This is a genomic window from Prevotella sp. AGR2160, assembly GCF_000424185.1.
Taxonomy (GTDB): Bacteria; Bacteroidota; Bacteroidia; order Bacteroidales; family Bacteroidaceae; genus Prevotella.
In genome coordinates, this window is the sequence record NZ_AUJK01000009.1 from 61,019 (window position 1) to 76,171 (window position 15,153).

The window sequence follows — 15,153 nt, forward strand, 5'->3', positions numbered from 1 at the left end:
GCCAATTTTATGGCCTACCGTCGTGTGCTTGCACTTTGCAAGCGCAAGTAGGCCTACACCGACTCCACGAGCAGCCAGATATTCAGGACGGTGACGAGGGCGGCGATGCCGTAGAGGACGATTGTGTTCCAATGGCTGTTGGCATATTTTCCCATGACACGCCGTGATGAGGTCAGACTGACTTGCAGAAATACCGTGAAAGGCAACTGAATACTCAGAAACATTTGGGAATAGAGCAGACCCTGGAAAGGATTGCTGATGACGAAGACCATCAGCAGCGCCAGACCGAGCGAGAGGATGATGCCGACGATGGAGTGGGTGTCTTTGGCGTTGTAAGACTCTCCGAAGAGACCGGAAAAAATACTACCGGCGGCCATTCCACTCGTGATTGTACTCGACAGGCCGGCGAGCAACAGGGCAATGGCAAAGATATTTGCCGCATTGTTGCCGAGCAGTGGCTGCAACATAGCTTGTGCTTCCGACAGTTCCTCCACTTGTTTTCCATGCTCAAAGAAGGTGGCGGCGGCGAGGATGACCATGGCGGAGTTGATGGCCCAGCCGACAATCATAGAGAAGAGCGTGTCAAAAAGCTCGTATTTCAGCATGTGACGGATACGCTCGTCGCCTTCGAGGTTGATCTCCCGGCTTTGTACAATCTCGGAATGGAGAAAGAGGTTATGGGGCATGACGACGGCACCGAGGACACTCATGATGACGAGCAGGGAGCCGTGAGGTATGGAGGGCACGACGGCATGGACAGCCACGGCACCCCAGTCGACATGTACGAGGAATAGCTCATAGATAAAGCTCAGGCCGATCATGGAGACGAAGCCGATGATGGCCCGCTCCATCTTCTTGTAACTATTGGTGAAGAGCATGATCAGTACGGCCGCCGTCGTCAGGATGGCTCCCGTGGGGATACTCATGCCGAAGAGCATCTGCAGGGCGATGGCACCACCGAGGATCTCCGCCAGTGATGTGGAGACGGAGGCGAGGATAGCACTGATGATAATCGGGCGTCCCACCCATCGTGGCGCATACTTCACCGCCGCTTCACTCAGACAGAGACCGGTGACGATGCCCAGATGAGCCACGTTATGCTGCAGGGCGATGAGCATGATCGTGCTCAGCGTCACCACCCACAACAAGGCATATCCATAGGTGGAGCCGGCGGCGAAGTTCGTCGCCCAGTTGCCGGGATCGATGAAGCCTACGGTAACGAGGAGGCCGGGACCGATATATCGGAAAATGTCAAGGGCACCGAGGACATGCGGATGGTCCTTGCGTGCCAGTTCTTTGATGAGATTGATCATGCCACAAAGTTACGTTTTTTCTTTTGACCATCCAAACGTAGGAGCTACTTATTTTTGGTGATTTCATCTGTGTGGGTACCAAAAAATAGGTAAAATGGATGTGGGTGGTTGACGTCTGAAGAAAATATTGTAACTTTGCACGATAGTTAATCAATGAAAAATGGAAAATTATTTTTTTATCCAACCGGGCAAAATGGCGGAGCGGAACGAATATGGTTTCTGTGAGCGACTCGATGACCTGCTCGTCCAACTGCGGCAGCGCCTTGACGAGGAGCGGCAGCAAGGGCGCCGGCTGACTTATTGCAAGGCGTTCTTCAGTGATCTGCAAAATCAGCATCAAGATTTCCTTGACTCTGCCTTATACCAGGAAATTCTGCAGCATGTCGACCTGACGCTCGTGGAACAGCCTCCCGTTGACGGTACGAAGATCACGCTGCTCGTGAAGACGAGTGATGAGGAGAAGGACTATATTTTCCAGAGTCTCCGGCTCACCGATGAGGAGGCAAAGGGTCAGAGCAGTTATCTGCAGACGATGCTGCTCTTCGAACATTATATAAAAGGTATAGAAGCCCGCGGTCTGAACCTCCGGGACCACTGTGTGCGTACGTGGATCTATGTGGCCGATATCGATGTCAACTACGATGGTGTTGTCCGTGCCAAAGTCTGCCGCCCCCAGTGGCTCATCGAGATGGAAGCCGTTGCGGAGCAAAATGGATAATAGACAATAATCCCTTTGCAGGGGCCGTCCCTTGTGGCGGCCCGATGCCGGAACGGCATTAATCCCTGTAGATTCGGCGTAACCGCCGACGGGCCGCCACAAGGGACGGCCCCTGCAGTGGGGATGCGGATCATGATGAATCATGTCCCTACGGCTTAGAATCTCAGCGAGAGGTTGTTGTCGGGAGTGGGTGTGTCGGTGGTCAGCGACTTCGCCGTTTGATCGACAAAAGCAGCGAGTTGTGAAGAAATGTGGTTGAGGGCCTGGATGAGGCGCTGCTCTTTCTTTTCCCACGCTGTCGTCGGCTGTTCATCACCGCGGAGATGCATGATGGCAGCCTCGGCGAGGAGACTGTTGACGGCCTTTCTTGTGGCCTTTGGCGTGTTGTTGGGGATGTATTTGATCGTCATGGATGAGATGGCATCGACGACGAAGGAGCGTGACTTTCTGTCGAGATTGACCCCCTGACGACGCATCGAGGTAAGGGCCGTGACATGGGCCGTACGGATATCCATGATATTGCCGTGGACATTGATGATGCGGTAAGGATGGGGATAGGAGACGGTGGAGCCCGTCTGTACATCAGACAGAGAACCATCGGTGGCGACATCATTGGCATGGAAATGTCCGGTGAAGATGACGCGGACTCCGAGGTCCTGTAGTACCTTGGAGACATAATCGTTGTCGGCGATGAGGAACTCACCATACAGTTGTTTCTCCATCGAGAAATGAGGGATGACACCATGATGGATCATGGCGATGACCTCACAGCCGGCCTCGTGGGCTTTCTCTACCTGGTTCTGGATGAACGAGATGGTCTGCGGCTTCAAGCGACCTCCCGTGACACAGTGGTTTTTCGTGTTCTCCTCATAACGGCAACCGTCGAGGGCGAGGAGGCGCAGGCCCGGCCGTAGTTGGGCGACATAGCTCAGAGAGAAGGGATCACGGGCGATAGCACTGCCATAGCCACAGTCACGATAGATATTGGCAAACTCCTGAGGAGAGACCGACGGAACTTTATAACTCTTTTTTCCAAAGAAGCGTGAGGCCCAGGGATTGTTGATGTCGTGATTGCCGGGGATGACATACACCTTTGTTCCATTCTTGATCCACCGCTCGAGATAACGGTTGATGAGGAGCTCGTGGGAGACTTTCTCGCCATCCTTCGTCAGATCGCCGGTGATGAGGAGTACCTGGGGCTTTTCGGCCAGCACTTGTTTGGAGATACTGTCGAGGATCTCCTCACTCTGCTGCAGGAGCTTGTGGTTGGCTTGAACGGATTTTTGAAACTTCGTACTTTCATCGCCCATCAGACTCGGTGCCATGAGATGGACATCGGAGAGGACCATCATCTTCCAGGGAGTCTGGGAGAGTTGCACACGCATGTTGTCATCGAGACGTGCTGCGGAACTCATAACAAGGACGAGGAGCAGCAAACTTACAATCTTCTTCATATTCTTGTCGTTTTCAACCGAGGGGCCGCGAGGCGTGCCCTTCCTTCTTTCGTTGACAAAGGTACTTTCGTAATATTTCGTTTTTAGCACAAAAGAGTGACAAAATCATAAAGATTGTTCGTCTTTGTTTTGTCATCTTTTCGTATTGAAAGGGAAATATGTTCGTGCTACCTTTGTCGGCAAGAATCAATACAGAGTAAGGTATGAAGATTGGATTATTCAATGATTGTTTTCCACCGGTCATGGATGGTGTGTCGCTGACGGTGAAGAATTATGCGGAGAAACTCTCACGCAAGGGTAACGAAGTAACTGTGGTCACGCCCGATGAGCCGGGACTGCAGACGGACGGAAAAGACTATGACATTTTTTCTTATATGTCTCTCCCTGTTCCCCGTCGTCATCCCTATCGCTGGGGACTGCCGCAACTCGATTTTCCGTTCCAGTATCGCATCAGCCGTATGCCCTTTGATATCGTTCATGCCCATTGTCCTTTCTCTTCCGGACAGGTGGCACTGAAACAGGCACAGCGCCAGCAGATTCCTATCATCGCAACCTTTCATTCCAAATATCGTGAAGACTTCCGTCGTGTGATCCCCAACGACTATATCGTAGACCGTCTCGTCCGTCAGGTCGTGGAGTTCTATGAGCAATGTGATGAAGTGTGGGTACCCCAGGCCTCTGTCGGAGAGACACTGCGTGAGTATGGTTACCGGGGACCGATGGAAGTCGTGGATAATGGTTCGGAGTATGCGGAACTCGTCTATAGTGAAAAGATGAAGGCAGAGGGTCGCAAGCTCCTCTATATAAATAAGGAGGAGCCGCTGCTGCTCTTCGTCGGCCAGCATATCTGGGAGAAGAATGTCGGCATCATCATCGAGGCACTCGCCCGGCTGACGGATATTCCGTGGCACATGCTCTTCGTCGGTGACGGTTACGCCCGTCAGGACATGATCGCGAAAGCCACACAGCTCGGTCTCACGGGTAATGACGATTATCGCCAGGACCGTATCACGTTCATGGGTTGCGTCCATGACCGCCGGATGTTGGCACAGATCTATGCCGCCGCCGATCTCTTCCTCTTCCCGTCGATCTACGACAATGCGCCGCTCGTCGTACGTGAGGCGGCCGCCCTCCACACGCCGGCCCTCGTGGCCCGTGGCAGCAATACCGCCGAGGTGATCACCGACGGTACGAATGGCTTTCTCGCTGATGCTGACGCCGAGGCTTATGCCAACCGCCTGCGCTACCTCCTCTCTCGTCCTTGTCTTATCGACTTCTCCGCCGGCAATGCCGCCCGTACACTCGTCCGTTCTTGGACTAACATTGCCGAAGAAGTACAGGACAGATACCAGCATCTCATCCGCCGCGTTCAGCGGAAACAGGTAGCTTTGTAGGGACATGATTTATCATGTTCCGCTTGTAGGGACATAATTTATCATGTCCCTACCTTAGTATGCCATGGCGGTGGCCGGGAGCTGTTCGTGGTTCTCGGCGACATCCTCAAGGGCGGCGAGGATACGGGTGGCGGCATTGTTCTCCCAGAAGCGGAAGTCGACATCCTCCTCGTATTCATGGGCGAAGTCGAGGAGACGGCTAAGGTCGAAACGGTCGGCGGCGATGCCTACGCCCTCACGTTCGGCGTCATAGACATTGCACTCCTGTTCGATATGTGCGGGAACCATCAGTGCGGGCTTGCCCATGTACAGTGCCTCACAGACACTCTCGAAGCCGCCGGTTGTGGCGTAGGCCTTGCAGTTAGCGAGACTCTCGAGGAAAGCCTCGTCATCTATCTGGTGGAAGGAGAGGTTTTCGTCGATGATGGTCTCCACGGGCGCACCTTTTTTATCCCAAAAGAAACGGAGCGGGGTATGGGGATGTTGCTGGTGCCAGGCGATGACGGAGTCGGCGAACCCGGCATTGAGGATATATCCCGTGATATAATTGCCATGATGACGGGCGATCTCCCGCACTTCCTGACGTAGCAAGGGCGGCACCGTCGTGATTTTTCCTTCGGGATCGTCACGATAAGGATGGAAGGAGAGGGCGAGGATGCGACTGGCACCGATGGCGGTGAGCTCGGTGAACCAGCGCAGCCACTGCTGACTGTAGCGGTGTTCGTCGGGAAACTGAAAGTCGGGGTGAAGGAAGAGGTACTGATGAGCGATACATACCTCCGGTGTCTCGGGGCGGAGAAGGAAATAAGTCAGTCCACAGAGTACCTCATAGAAATTGATCACCAGGTCGGCATGACTGTCGCGGATGCAATGCCAGATCTCATGGATACTTGTGACATACTGTGGTGTCTTGAGGATATTATAAATGGTGGAACGGATATGTCCGATATGACAGTTGTTTTTCGATGGCAGAAAGTTCGGACTGTCAAAGGTCATGATAGGCGCCTGTGCCTTCTCATAAAAGAAATCGGGAATCTTACGGCTTTTGCTCTTTCCCACGAGCATGCCCACGACCTCATGTCCGTGAGCTAATAACATCTTCTCCAGAGTCAGGGCTTGCGTGAGATGACCACGTCCCTCGCCCTGCACGACAAATAATACTTTCATACGCTAAAACTTATTATTGTTTTCTCGACAACAAAGGTCGGAAAGTATTATTTCTAAATCGTGTCAGAGCGAAGACAATAGGATGAAAAAAGAACGGGCCGTCAACAAGGGCGGCACCTTGCATTATCTGCTCATCATCTCTACTTGTTGGGCAAGGCGCTTGGCAGGATCCTGCATGAACAGCCAGTAGGCCACGGGCATAACAATGAGGATGAAGAACATCGTGATGATCGTACCCCAGAAGACGACGGCAGCCATCGGCATCCACAGACTGCTGCCACCGAGGAGCATCGGGATGACACCCGTGGAGGCGCAGGCTGAGGTGAGGAAGATCGGGCGCATACGCCGTTTGGCAGCCACGAGAATGCTGTCCTTCAGACTCAGTCCGGCGGTATAGAGCTCCTGGGCGTAGTCGAAGAGGATGATACCGTTGCGTACGAGGACACCCATGAGGGATACGAAGCCGAGGATACACGTCAGACTGACGTCGATGCCCGAGAGGAGGATGCCGAAGGCGGCACCACAGATGCACAGGCTCAGACTGGCGAGCATGATCAGCGACTCACGGACATCGCGGAAATGCCAGATGAGGACGAAGAAGATGATCGCGATGGAGATGAGGAGGGCATGGATGATATTCGGGATCTGTTCGTTGTCCGTCTCATACTGTCCGCCGTAGGAGATATGGATATTTTCCGGGAGTTTGAGGCTCTTGACGATCTTCATGATGTCACTCGTCTTCTGTTCAACATTGACACCGTCGTCGACCTCACTGATGACGGAGATGGTGCGCAGGCCGTTGCGGTGCACGATCTGTCCGTATTCCATCTTGTTGTCCACACGGGCGATCTCCCGCAATGGCACGTTCTTCATGCCTCCCCATACCGGGATCTGCTCATCGAGGAAGTCATTGAGGTTGGCACTGTTGCTCTTGTCAGTCTTCAGCACCGTTTTCACGCCATAGTCACCATCCCAGGCTGTACTCACGGGGATGCCGTCACTATAACGCATGCCGAGGACCATCTCCACGTCGAGATTCGTCAGGCCGAGACGGCTGGCGGCATCCTCGTTGACATGGACGCGCGTCGTGGCCAGCGGCTCGCGGAAGTCGGTACGAACGAGCTCGAGGCCCTTTGTACGGCGCAGCGTGTCCTCGATAGTCCGTGCGGCAGTGTTGATATCTTCCAGGCTCGAGCCGGTGATCCGTACCTCAATGGGGTTCTCCTCTTTACTATAAGAGAGGTGCTTGATCTTCACAATGCCTTCGGGGAAATAGTTCGTGTATTTCTTCTTGTATTCCTTCACGAGATCCTCCGTCGCATCGATGCTCTTCGTGTTGACGATGAACTGGCAGAAGTTTTCGCCCGGGATCTGTGGCGCGTAGGTCGTCTGGAAACGTGGTGACGACATGCCGTGGAACGAGGCCACGGAGATGACACGGGGATCACGGCGCATCATGTGCTCCAGGGAGTCGGCGACCTCATTGGTATGCTCTACGGTGGAGCCCGTAGGCATGAAGATCTCCACGGCGAACTGGTCACGCTGGGCAATCGGCATGAGTTTCTGCGGCAGACGGGTGAAGACGAGAATACCTACAAGAACGCCGGCAAGGCCGATGCTGATGGTGATCTTCTGATGACGGAAGCACCAGTCGATGGCCTTATCATAGGTCTTCTGCATGATGTCGAGGAGGTTGAAGGCTTTCTTGCCGTTGCGGGTCACGCCCGTCTCGATCGGCTTACGGATACAGAAGTACATCAGGATCGGCAGGAGCGTCTGGGCAATGATCATACTCACGAATAGGACGATGGTGATGGCCCATGGGAACATCTTCAGGAAGTCATGCATGACACCCGTCATCGTCACGAGGAAGGGGAAGAAGGTGATGGAGATGCAGAGGGTAGCGGAGAAAATACTCTTCAGGAAGTGTTTCGTCGCTTCCACGGCACTGTTCCAGCGCGTCATCCCCGCCGCAAGGTCGTTGACATAGCCGTCGATGATGACGATGGAGTCGTCGACAATCATACCGAGGGTCATGATGAGGGCAGCCAGCGTCACCGTGTTCAGTTCGAGGTCGAAGATATAGAACAGGCCGAGGGAGATGAAGATCGTCACGGGCATCGTTGCTGCGGCGACCATGGCGACCTGTCGTGGCATGATGAGGACGACGACGAGGAGGACGGTGACGATGGCGATGAGGAGCTCACGGAGAAAGTCGACGATGGAGTCGTCGACGACCTGTTTCTGGTCCGTAATCTTGCTGACCTTCACATCTGCCGGCAGCTCAGCCTTGACATGATCGAGTTTCTTGTTGACGGCAGAGCCCATCTTCGAGACATCCATCCCCTCCTTGTTGCTCACGGAGAGAAGGAGGGCCTTCGTGCCGTTGACGGTGACATACTGTGTGAGTTCGGGGAACTCGAGCTTCACCGTCGCGACATCTTTCAGTCTGACGATATGTCCTTTGGGATCACTGTATACGATGGTATTCTCAATATCATAGATACTGTTGAGGTTATGGTCTACATAGACGGGACTCTTAAACTCCGGTGTCTTCAGTCGTCCGCCCGTCGTCGTAAAGCCTTTTCCGGCGAGCTTCTGCGCGATATTGAAGATATTCACGCCATAGTGGGCGAGTCTCTCGGTGTTGACATAGACGGAGATCTGCTCCTGGTTCATACCTACCATACTCATCTTTCCTACACTCGGGATGAGGCGCAGGGAGTCACGAAGGGCACACATATAATTGTAGAGTTCATGATAGGTCTTGTCCTTACTCTCCATGGAGATCAGTTCCGAACTGACATCGCCGAAATCATCCTGGACTTTCACGGCAAGGACACCCTGGGGGAGAGAGGTGGCTTTGAAGTCCTGTACACCATGTTTGAATTTCGACCAGAACTCATCCTTATTCTCAAGGTTCTCGTTGAGCTCAACCATGATGATAGCCATACCGTCACGGGAGTAGGAGACGGTCTTTTCCTTTGATACCTCTTTATAGGTGAAGATATAGTTCTCCAGTGGTTTCGTCACCTCTTCCTCTACTTCTTTAGAGGTGGCACCGGGATAGACGGCGGCGACGAGACCCTCACGGACGGTATAGTCGGGGAACTCATTCTTGTTGATATTCACAAGGCCCCAGATACCGAGGCATACAAGGATACAGACGAGGAGGATGACGAGCTGACGGTAGTACAGGCAGATCTCCTGAAAACTTTTCTTTTTCTTTCTCATCACAGCCTCCTATTTGATGATCTCACAACGGGTTCCCTCGCTGACTTTTTGCTGACCGTCGACAATCAATTGGTCGCCGGCCATGAGGCCGCCGTTGACACGGACACCCTGGGAAGTGTCACCGACATAATTGATATAGCGTTTCGTAGCGCGTCCGTTGTTGACGACCCATACAAACATGCGGTTGTCGGGGTTAAGCTGGATAACGGTGGCGGGGACGAAGACACTTGTCTGACCACGTTGAAATCGGGTGAAGACATTACAGATCATGCCCGGCAGGAGATGATGGCCGGGATTATTGACAAGGAGCTTCACGTCATAGGTACGGCTCAGCGGATCGGCGCTGACGCCGCGCTCAATGACCTTGCCGTAATAGACGGCATTGCCGAGGGCCTCACAGCTGATCATCATCGTCTCTCCTTGACGGATCTTTGAAATTTCATCCTCCGGAACACTGATATTGACTTTCACACGGTCGATATGTACGAGTTTGACAACCATCTCTCCGGCTACGACATTCTGACCCTCATCGGCAGAGCGACGGGAGATATAACCGGAGAAGGGGGCGACGAGACGGGTGTCACGGCTGTCCTTTGCCGAGATTTGTTCGAGGGCGGCAGCAGAGTGCCAAGCCTCACGGGCTGCGGCGAGGGCTGTCTGGGCAGCGACCCATTTGGCATCGCTGATGACACCACCGGCATGAAGTTTCTGGGAACGTTTATAGGTATCTAAGGCTTGGAGATAGGCGGCATGGGCCTGCGCCGTCACTGCGGCATTGGAATTTTGCAGACTGTTCTGGTTACTGCCGTCGAGCGTCGCCAACAGTTGACCTTTACTGACGGTGGAGCCCTCGTCGACGAGGAGAGTGCGGATGGTACCGGCGGTGGCGAAGCTCAGGGAGCTGCCGCTCTCTTCTTCCACAGTGCCGGAGTAGCCTTGTTCACCGTTGACCTGTTCGGCGCCAACGGTCATCACTTTTACGCGTACGGCCTCTTGTTGTTCTTCCTTTTTCGCGCCTCCACAAGCGGTGAGGAATAGCAGAAGGCTCAGTAGTCCCAATCTGCTGAATGTCATCTTCATCTTCCTTTAAGTCTTTGTTTTTTGCAAAAATAAGCATTTTTCCCGAGGAAGAGGAGGAATTAAGAGAGATTAACGGGGAAAGATTAGCTCGCAATAGATTTCTATAGGCTCGCAATAGATCTATAGAGAGCTATAGGATCTATTGCGAGCTAAGAGAGGGGATTACTTCGCGTAGTAGATAGTGATGGTCTGAACGCGGAGCTGGACGCCGCCACCACTGGTGATACTGGGATCACTGTTGGTATAGACGGCCTGCTTGCCGTTGAAGGTCACTGTTGCGGCAGCATTGCCGACATATTCGGTGCCGTTGTATTTATCGCAAGTCAAGACAATCTTGGCGATGTTCTTGACGCCTTCGAAGGTGATGGTGTTGTTCAGATAGACACGGACACCCTTGGATGCCGTATAGAACTTTGGTCCATTCTTCTGACCATTGGCATCAAAGGTGACCTTCGTACCATCGGAGAGCGTGAAGGTAGTTACTGCGGCACCATTCTTCAAGCCTTGCTCATTGAAATCGATGGTAGCCGTCTCTGTTCCGGCCGTAGCGGAGGAGTTGAGCGTCACTGTGGTACCATCGATAGAAACGGCGCTGGACGTCGGCGTATCCGGCGTGGTGCTGGCTGTTCCCGGGGTGATGGTGAAGTTCTGAAGCTCCCATGTTGTGGAGTTGTCAGAGCCACAGGTGAACTTGAAGGCGATATAGACCTCCTTGTTGATGAACTCAGCAGGGATCTGGATGGGGCTGGCGGCATAGAACGTCCAGTCCTGCGTAGCACTCTCGACGGGCTTATAGTCGAGTTTCGTCCAGTTGGTGGAGTCGGTGCTGATATACAGTTCGTGGTTGTTGATATCCGTGGCGTTCTTGACATAACGGATAACGTTGTCGAAGGAGATGTAGGCGGCATTCTCCGATGTCGTCAGGTTGATCTTCGGAGAGACGAGCCAGGTCTCCGTGGCTGTCGTCGTCTTGGAGGAACTCTCATAGCCCGTAGCCTTGGCATAGGAGTTTCCGAGGCTCCAGGGCGTACCGGCCTTCGTGACGACGGTCCAGTCTTTCAGGTTCGTGTCACTGTAGGGGAGGGCGTTGCCGGCCGTCGGCGTATTGGGGTTCGTATTCGGCTGGTCGTACGGCATAGGTACGTCATCACAACTGGTGAAGGTCAGGGCCGTCATGGCCAGAACCATCAGGGTATAGAATAACTTTTTCATATTTCGTTTCGTTTTTTTATAGCGCGCGATAGATTTCTATAGCTCGCAATTGACATTATATTGATAATGAGGAGGCTGATTATTTGATGATGTCGTCGCGTGTGCGGGCGAGGATCTGCCAGGTGGAGCGGTAGACGGTGAAGATGCCCGTGGCGCTCGTCGTGCCCTGGGGGACGAGATCAGCGGCGAACTTCGCGTAGGTGCTCGTGCGCAGGACGAGCTTGCTGGAGCTGATGCCCTTGAAGGCGCGGTTGACACTGTTGCCGGCATCCTTCTCGCTCTCCGGGGCAATCGTCGTCTTGCCGTCGCCATTGGTATAGGTGACATTCTCCACCTTCATCAGCTTGCCCTCGTTCTGCCAGATATAGTCGGCGTCAGAAGCCTTGCTGACATCGAAGGTCGTCATGAGGCTCTCGGCCTTGGAGGCGTCGGGGCTGCCGATATTCTTATGGCAGGCGGCCCACTGATAGCGGTCCATGCTGCCGATGCCCAAAGCGCCGGTCTTGGCGTTGGCGTACTCACCGCCGATCTGCGCCTGAGCGCCGTAGCCACCGATATAGAGGCCCTTGAGGTTGATGAGTACTTCCTGGCCCACGGGAATCTCACCATAGAGGCCACCTTTGGCGACATTGATGAGGATAGCGCCGCTGGCATCCTGGATAGCGAATTTCTGATAGATATTTCCGCCCTGGTCGTTGCCCGTGACGATGCCTTTGATCTGTACGTCCTGCGTGATGAGGGTATAGGAGCTGCCCTGGATCACCGATTTATATTGATCCTTCAGGTCCTGGATGTTCACCACATTCGTCTCCTGGATATCGGCTGTAGCGGGCGTCGTGTTGGGATCATCCCAGTCCTTATCCATACAGGAGGCGAAGAGGACCATCGTCAGGGCGAAGAGGATAGTTGATAATTTCTTCATTTTCTTGAGATTTTAATTGTTAGAAGCGATAGGAAACCTGGAACATCCCGTTGGTGCCGAAGGCATAGTATTTCTTTGGATTTTTCTGGAAGTTATATACACGGGTGTTGTTCAACTGTCCTTCTGAGTTGACGGTATAGGAGCTGCGGCTCTGCTCATAGCCACCGGTGACGATATGCTGGTTGTTGAGGATATTCGTGACCATGAGGTTGAAGTTCAGCTGGCCGTGCTTCAGACGGATACTCTTGCCGATGCTGCCGTCGATCATCCAGCCGCCGTGGCCTTTGGCCTGGTCGGGGACCTCGTAGTTGCCACTGTTGTCGACGAGACCTGCCGTCGTCATTGAACTGCCGTAGCGCAGACAGGGGGAGTAGGAGAGATAGATACGGTCGTACCAGTTGGCGTTGAGGTCAATGAACCAGCCGCCCTGATGGAAGCTCAGTCCGAGACTTGTCGCTGTCAGCGGTGTACCGCTCTCGCGCATACCTTTATTATATACTGTCTCACGGGTATAGGTAGCCTTCGTGGAACTCATATAGACGACATCGGCGTTGTTCGTGTATTTAGCGTCGGAGATTGTCCCGAGGGCCTTGAAGTCGAGGAAGCTGGTGAGTTTCACGTTCATGCCGGCCTCTACGCCGTAGTAACTCTTCTTAATGCCCGTCATGGACACGTAGGTGAAGGAGTTGACATCGTCGAAATAGAAGTTCTGCCATTCTGTGCCGTGGTTCGTATTGCTGTAGTATGCGTTGACATTGGCATGGATCCAGGAGTTCTGATACTGGTAGCCGAGTTCCGAGGAGAAGATACGCTCGCTTTGGAGGTTGCCGACGAAATCGTTGTTCATCTCCGGGGATACGAAAGCCGTAGAGGCATCAGGTGCGCGATGCTCATAGCCAACGCCGAGGGTGAATACCTGTCCGTGGCCGAGGTCGATGTTGGCACCGAACTTCATACCACCCGTGAGGAACTTCGCCAGACCGCTGTGGCCGTAGCTGTTGTCGGCGAACATACCGTTGCGCATATAACCTTTACGGCGCATGTCGTCGTAGTTGAGTTTACCAGCGAGGAAATAGTGGACGTTTCCGAAATCCTCGGTATAGTTGGCCCAGAGGGTACCCTTGCGCACCTCGATCTGGTAGTCGTAGCCGAACTTGTCACCCTCACCGACGACACCGTTGCGGTTGTTGAGATCGTACTGTACGCGGTCGTCGCCAATGCCATAGGTACCAAGGGCATACGTGTTGATATTATGATAGGTGGCGGCACCGAGAAGATCCTCCATCGTCTGATAGTGGCGTCCGCGGTTCTGTCCGAGGATGAGGCCGCCGACGAGGGTCTGCTTGGCGCTGAGCTGTGCCTTCAGTGTCGAGGCGAGGCTGAAGACGAGGGCGTTGTTATGCTTGGCCTGTACGTAGTAGAGGGCGTCGCGGCTGTTGATCTCCGAGCCCGTACTGCTGTTGTTGGCGCGGTTGGCAGCATAGAGAGCGTCCCAGTTGATCTGTCGGTTCTGCTTCGAGGCCTGCCACCAGTTGACCGAGCGCTGCCACTCCGAGAGGGCGAAGTCGGTATTGCGCACATCACTGCCCCAGACATTGAAATAGCTGCTTGGCAGGTTCTTCCAGTAGTCCGGCTGCGGGTTCTCAGCATTGCTGTAGTTGAGTTTCGTACTCTTGTACATGCCGTACTTTCCGAAGGCGGAGGTGGTGAGTTTCAGCTTGTCGCTGATGTCCCAGTCCCAGGTGAGGATGGCAGAGGGCGAGAAGTCGTTGACGACGCGGCTGTTGCGCTTCTTGCCATTCTGATAGCCCCAGTAAGGATTGTAGTAATAATCATTGGCGAGCCAGTAGGTCTCGTCGGTGGCAGCACCCTGTGAGGAGCGTTCCGTAGGATTGCCCCATGTAGTGAAGCTCAGGGAGTGGCCGTTGTTCCATTTCTTCTGCACGCCGAGGAAATAGGAGAGGGCGTTGTAGAATGTCCCCTCGACATATCCGCGGTTGGCCCAGCGGTAGGTGAGGCCGCCGGCGAAGGCCCAGCCTTTGGCGTTGAAGCCGGAGGCATAGGTGTACATGCCACGAAGGGTGTAGTTACGGTTGGCGGCACCGAGGGAGAGGTAGTTGCCGGCGCCCATGCTTCCGGCGCGGAAGTCGTAGTTGTTACTGCCGGCCATAGCAGGAACAGCGAAGGCATTGCTCTCAAAGGGGAGGGCGTAGTCGACACTGCGCGTGTAGCGGTTCAGTCCTCCGACAGTGGAGAAGCGGAACTGTCCCGACTCCATGTCGTTCTGCGGGGCGCCGTTGATAAACACCTCGTTGTACTTCTGGTTGAAGGCGCGGTAGCGGAACCGGGTGGGCGAGAAGAGGTAGCCCACCTCAGAGGCATAGATGTTATTGTTGGAGTTGACGATGGTGACATTCTGACTCATGTCATCATCCTCGCCCAACTGTGCCTCAGTGAAGGTGAAGGCATTGTCGTCCATCTGTCCGGCTATCGTCTGTTCAGTCTTTGGCGTCTGCGCCAGGACGAGAGGACTATAACAAAGTGCCATCAGTGTAATTTTCGCTTTGTTATGCATACATGTGTTAGTTTGAGTTATTAATTCTTATTTGCAAAGGAACAAATTTTTTTTTGATATTGGAAATTTTTCTCAATAAATTTT

The 15,153-nt window shown here is 53.7% G+C and carries 10 protein-coding genes; 2 read left to right on the plus strand and 8 right to left on the minus strand.

Annotated elements, in window-relative coordinates:
• Positions 1-53: 53 nt before the first annotated feature.
• On the minus strand, positions 54-1,313 hold the full coding sequence (locus tag G604_RS0107615) for an Nramp family divalent metal transporter (RefSeq protein ID WP_028910053.1): 1,260 nt from the start codon (positions 1,311-1,313) through the stop codon (positions 54-56).
• A 160-nt stretch (positions 1,314-1,473) separates the two neighbouring features.
• Between G604_RS0107615 and G604_RS13840 the strand changes: the two genes are divergently transcribed.
• A complete protein-coding gene (locus G604_RS13840; RefSeq protein ID WP_155941885.1) occupies positions 1,474-2,031 on the plus strand; it encodes a RidA family protein in 558 nt (185 codons plus the stop codon).
• 155 nt (positions 2,032-2,186) lie between these two features.
• On the opposite strand, the gene G604_RS14770 is transcribed toward G604_RS13840, so the two are convergent.
• Entirely contained in the window at positions 2,187-3,485 is a 1,299-nt protein-coding gene (locus G604_RS14770) for a metallophosphoesterase family protein (RefSeq protein ID WP_051220284.1), read from the minus strand.
• A 203-nt stretch (positions 3,486-3,688) separates the two neighbouring features.
• On the opposite strand from G604_RS14770, the gene G604_RS0107630 reads away from it, so the two are divergent.
• Positions 3,689-4,879: a glycosyltransferase gene (locus G604_RS0107630; protein ID WP_028910054.1), complete on the plus strand. Its 1,191-nt coding sequence runs from the start codon at positions 3,689-3,691 to the stop codon at positions 4,877-4,879.
• Between the two features lie 54 nt (positions 4,880-4,933).
• On the opposite strand, the gene G604_RS0107635 is transcribed toward G604_RS0107630, so the two are convergent.
• The 6 genes from G604_RS0107635 to G604_RS0107660 all read right to left on the minus strand — a co-directional run bounded on the left by G604_RS0107635 (position 4,934) and on the right by G604_RS0107660 (position 15,069).
• Positions 4,934-6,046 (minus strand): glycosyltransferase family protein, encoded by a 1,113-nt coding sequence (locus G604_RS0107635; RefSeq protein WP_028910055.1) that lies wholly within the window; start codon positions 6,044-6,046, stop codon positions 4,934-4,936.
• A 123-nt stretch (positions 6,047-6,169) separates the two neighbouring features.
• Entirely contained in the window at positions 6,170-9,280 is a 3,111-nt protein-coding gene (locus G604_RS0107640) for an efflux RND transporter permease subunit (protein WP_028910056.1), read from the minus strand.
• Positions 9,281-9,289: 9 nt separating this feature from the next.
• A complete protein-coding gene (locus G604_RS0107645; protein WP_196801103.1) occupies positions 9,290-10,354 on the minus strand; it encodes an efflux RND transporter periplasmic adaptor subunit in 1,065 nt (354 codons plus the stop codon).
• 168 nt (positions 10,355-10,522) lie between these two features.
• Complete coding sequence (locus G604_RS14775; RefSeq protein WP_051220286.1) at positions 10,523-11,572, minus strand: choice-of-anchor J domain-containing protein; 1,050 nt, start codon at positions 11,570-11,572, stop codon at positions 10,523-10,525.
• A gap of 79 nt (positions 11,573-11,651) precedes the next feature.
• Positions 11,652-12,494: a DUF5689 domain-containing protein gene (locus tag G604_RS0107655; protein ID WP_028910059.1), complete on the minus strand. Its 843-nt coding sequence runs from the start codon at positions 12,492-12,494 to the stop codon at positions 11,652-11,654.
• Between the two features lie 19 nt (positions 12,495-12,513).
• Entirely contained in the window at positions 12,514-15,069 is a 2,556-nt protein-coding gene (locus G604_RS0107660; protein WP_028910060.1) for a TonB-dependent receptor, read from the minus strand.
• Between the last annotated feature and the right edge of the window lie 84 nt (positions 15,070-15,153).